We start from the raw sequence: 3,360 nt of genomic DNA on the forward strand, positions 1-3,360 counted from the left end.
CGACTCCGCCGCGCTCGGCCCTGCCAGGCGCCGGGTCGCGAGCACCACGGCGGCCCGCTGGGCGCCGATCCGCGCGGCCGGCCCGGCGCCCGCGTGCACGGCGGTGCTGCGGGCCAGTTCGGTGAGCATGCGCAGCAGCATGGGCGCCGCGATATCGGTGGTGACCAGCCCCTCCCGCTGGCCGCGGTGGATCTCGGCGAGTTTGGGGTCGACGCTGCGGCGTAGCACCTGGTCGATCCGCTCGTCGGCCGGTTCCAGCTCGGCCCAGGCCTGGAGCCGGGCATTCTCCGGGTGGGCCAGGAAGTGGTCGAAGAGACGCCCCACGTAGCCGGGGAGGTCGTCGGCGCGTAGCGCGGTCTCCGCCGTGGTCTGCCGGGTCCATTGTTCGGTGACCGCGGCGTAGAGCTCGGACTTGCCGGGAAAGTAGGCGTAGAGGCGGTCCTTGCTGGCGTGCGCGGCCGCGGCGATGCGATTGATCCGGGCGCCGGCCGTGCCGTATTCGGCGAATTCCGCTTTGGCGGCAGCGAGAATCCGGTCCCGGGTTGCCTGGCCTGCCGCGCGCATACCGCCGATCCTATCTTGCCGAACCAGATGGTTCGAAACTATGGTCGTTGCCGAACCAGATGGTTCGCCGAATCCAGTCGATGGGACAGATATGAGCGCGGAGAAACCACGCTGGCAGCAACTGCGGGAGCTGACCGAGGGCGTCTCGGTGGCGGAGCTCGACGATCTGTGGGCGCGGTTGCGGCCCGCCCGCGCCGAGGAGATCCTCGGCCGGTGGCGCGGCGACGCCTTCCAGACCGGACATCCGCTGTGCCGGGCGCTGCCCAGGAGCCGCTGGTACGGCAAGACCTTCCATTCGCTCGGTGATGCCAAACCGCTCATCTGCCGCGCCGAGGACGGCAGCCTCTTCTCCGATGTCGAACTGGGCCAAGGGGAGGCGACGCTGTGGAACATCGAGTTCCGCGGTGAGGTGACCGCCACCATGGTCTACGACGGCCGCGCCGTATTCGACCACTTCAAATGGCTCGACGACACCACGCTGATGGGCATCATGAACGGCCGTCCGGAACTGGTCCTCGCCGACGGCCAGTTCTTCTACTTCCTGCTGGAACGGGCGTAACGATGCGGACGACGGCGGTCCTGTCCCGCGATCCGGCGGCACCGTTCTCGGTGGAGCCGGTGGATCTCGACGAACCCCGCGACGACGAGATCCTGGTGCGCATCCTCGCCTCCGGTATCTGCCATACCGACCTGGTCAACAGGGTGCTGGGCAAACCGGACCGGCCGGTGCTGCTCGGCCACGAAGGCGCGGGGATCGTCGAATCGGTCGGGTCGGCGGTGACCTCGGTGACGCCGGGCGACCACGTGGTCCTCACCTTCCGGCACTGCGGCGCCTGCCTGAACTGCGCGGCCGGGCGACCGGCCTACTGCCGGAATTCGACCGCGCTCAACCATTTCGGCCGTCGGTCCGACCGCACCCCGCGGGTGACGGTCGCGGGCCGGCCGGTACGGGACGGGTTCTTCGGGCAATCCAGTTTCGCCGGGTACGCACTGGCCACCGCGGACAATACGATCGTCGTCCACCCGGCGGCCGATCCCGCCGTCGCCGCGTCGTTCGGCTGCGGCTTCCAGACCGGCGCGGGCGCGGTGCTGAACGCGTTGCGGCCCGAACCGGGTGCCTGGCTGGCGATATACGGCGCCGGCGCGGTCGGTTCGGCGGCGCTGCTGGCCGCCCGCACGCTGCCCGGGGTCCGGACGATCGTGGTGGAGACCGCGGCGCCGCGCCGGGGGCTGGCCGGGCAACTGGGCGCCGACGAAGTCCTGGATCCGGCCGCGGGCGATACGATCGCCGCGATCGGCGAAATCACCGGGGGCGGTGCGACGCACGCCCTGGACACCACCGGATCACCGAAGGTGCTGGCCGACGCCTTCGCGGCGCTGGGCACCGGCGCCACCGTCGTCGCGGTGGGGCTGGGCGCGGGCGTCCCGCAGATCGATGTGCGCGATCTGGTGTTGAGCGGCAAAACGGTTCGCGGGTGTCTCGAAGGCGACGCCGAACCGGCCACTTTCATCCCGCATCTGCTCGATCTGCACACCCGCGGCCTGCTTCCGGTGGACCGGCTGGTGACCCGCTTCCCGTACACCGAGGTCGACAGGGCCCTCGCCGCACAGCATGCCGGCGAGGTGATCAAACCGGTGCTCATCTGGTAGCGATCGGCCCGTGTTCGGTGTCCGGACATCTGCGCGACGAAAACCATTCGGGCATCGCACATCCCGATGTCGTATCAGAAGTCCATGCTGCGGAGGCCGAGCGAACAGCGCGTTCGCCCGGCGTGCCGGTGGTGGACAGTGGAAGAAGGTCGATCGCGATGCCCGATACCGTGCCGATCCGGGATTTCGTCGCGGATTTCCTGCATACCCATTGTGATCTGGTCTTCGACGAGATCGCCCCGGAGGCCACGCTGAACGATCTCGACGTGGATTCGCTGACCGCGCTGTCGATCATCGTGCTGGTCGAGAAGCAGTACGGGGTGGAGTTGCCTCAACGCCGGGTTGCCGCCGTCCGGACCTTCGGCGAGCTCATCGGACTGCTCGGCGTGCCCACGGCCGCCCGGTCCTGATCCGGCCGATCGGCATCGGGTGTACGTTGCCGGTCGGCGCCGGCCGCCCTGCCGCAGTGCCCGGAGCGCGCCGGAGGGCGGGCGTGTCGAGGCCGTGTTGTGACAGTTCGGTGACCCGGCGGCGAAGTGCCCGCTCGATCGGCTGAAATGGATGCCGATCGATAGCGGGAAGCGGTACGCAGGTGCGTGTCGTGTGTACGACACGCCGCTTCCCACCGGCCGGACCAGAAAATTTCGGTGAGTTCCATCCCATCGGGCTCGGATTTGCGCTTCAATAACCGGTCGGGTTCGGCTTTACGGAATCGGCATTCGCCGCCACCGCATGTACCGGCATCCGAGAGGGGCAAGACCAGATGAGCATGATCCTCACCGCACTGCACGACGGCCTTCCGGCACTGCACGACCACTACGCCGTACTCGCCCAGCTGGGTAATCCCAGCCCGGAAGCGCCCCCGCTGTCGGACAAGATCGTCCAGATGACCAGGTACCTCACCTGGTTCGTCCTGCTGTCCGGTGTCACCTCGATAGTCTTCGGCGGCGGCAAGTTCGCCTGGGAGAAGTGGAACGGGGGCACGCTGACGGCACCCAAGCAGATCGCGGGCGCCATGGCCGGCGGCGCGGTGGCGACCAGTGCGGGGACGATCATGAACGCGATCATGGGTTAGCGTCCGGCGAGTCCGGCCGCCCGGGCGAGGGCTCGGCCGGCCGCGGGACCGGGGCGTCGCCGTGCCCGGGG

At 69.2% G+C, this 3,360-nt stretch carries 5 protein-coding genes; 4 read left to right on the forward strand and 1 reads right to left on the reverse strand.

Features of this window, described 5'->3' with window-relative positions:
* Positions 1-564, reverse strand: a 564-nt coding sequence (locus ON38_RS10720) for a TetR/AcrR family transcriptional regulator (protein WP_039824464.1), incomplete at its 3' end; no start/stop codon positions are given.
* 91 nt (positions 565-655) lie between these two features.
* On the opposite strand from ON38_RS10720, the gene ON38_RS10725 reads away from it, so the two are divergent.
* From ON38_RS10725 to ON38_RS10740, 4 genes are all read left to right on the forward strand, one after another.
* The gene (locus ON38_RS10725; protein WP_039824465.1) at positions 656-1,123 is read left to right on the forward strand and encodes a DUF4334 domain-containing protein; all 468 of its coding nucleotides are present in this window, start codon (positions 656-658) and stop codon (positions 1,121-1,123) included.
* Between the two features lie 2 nt (positions 1,124-1,125).
* Positions 1,126-2,214 carry an NAD(P)-dependent alcohol dehydrogenase gene (locus ON38_RS10730; RefSeq protein WP_039824467.1) on the forward strand — a complete coding sequence of 363 codons (1,089 nt, stop codon included), beginning with the start codon at positions 1,126-1,128 and terminating at the stop codon, positions 2,212-2,214.
* Positions 2,215-2,372: 158 nt separating this feature from the next.
* The gene (locus ON38_RS10735) at positions 2,373-2,624 is read left to right on the forward strand and encodes an acyl carrier protein (RefSeq protein ID WP_039824468.1); all 252 of its coding nucleotides are present in this window, start codon (positions 2,373-2,375) and stop codon (positions 2,622-2,624) included.
* A gap of 353 nt (positions 2,625-2,977) precedes the next feature.
* Positions 2,978-3,289: a hypothetical protein gene (locus ON38_RS10740; RefSeq protein WP_373281207.1), complete on the forward strand. Its 312-nt coding sequence runs from the start codon at positions 2,978-2,980 to the stop codon at positions 3,287-3,289.
* Positions 3,290-3,360 lie beyond the last annotated feature (71 nt).

This window comes from Nocardia testacea NBRC 100365, assembly GCF_000308775.1.
Lineage (GTDB): Bacteria > Actinomycetota > Actinomycetes > Mycobacteriales > Mycobacteriaceae > Nocardia > Nocardia testacea.

Coding starts and splice junctions, on each gene's coding strand:
- ON38_RS10740 (WP_373281207.1), top strand. CDS start 2,978: ATGAGCATGATCCTCACCGCACTGCACGACGGCCTTCCGGCACTGCAC.
- ON38_RS10735 (WP_039824468.1), top strand. CDS start 2,373: ATGCCCGATACCGTGCCGATCCGGGATTTCGTCGCGGATTTCCTGCAT.
- ON38_RS10725 (WP_039824465.1), top strand. CDS start 656: ATGAGCGCGGAGAAACCACGCTGGCAGCAACTGCGGGAGCTGACCGAG.
- ON38_RS10730 (WP_039824467.1), top strand. CDS start 1,126: ATGCGGACGACGGCGGTCCTGTCCCGCGATCCGGCGGCACCGTTCTCG.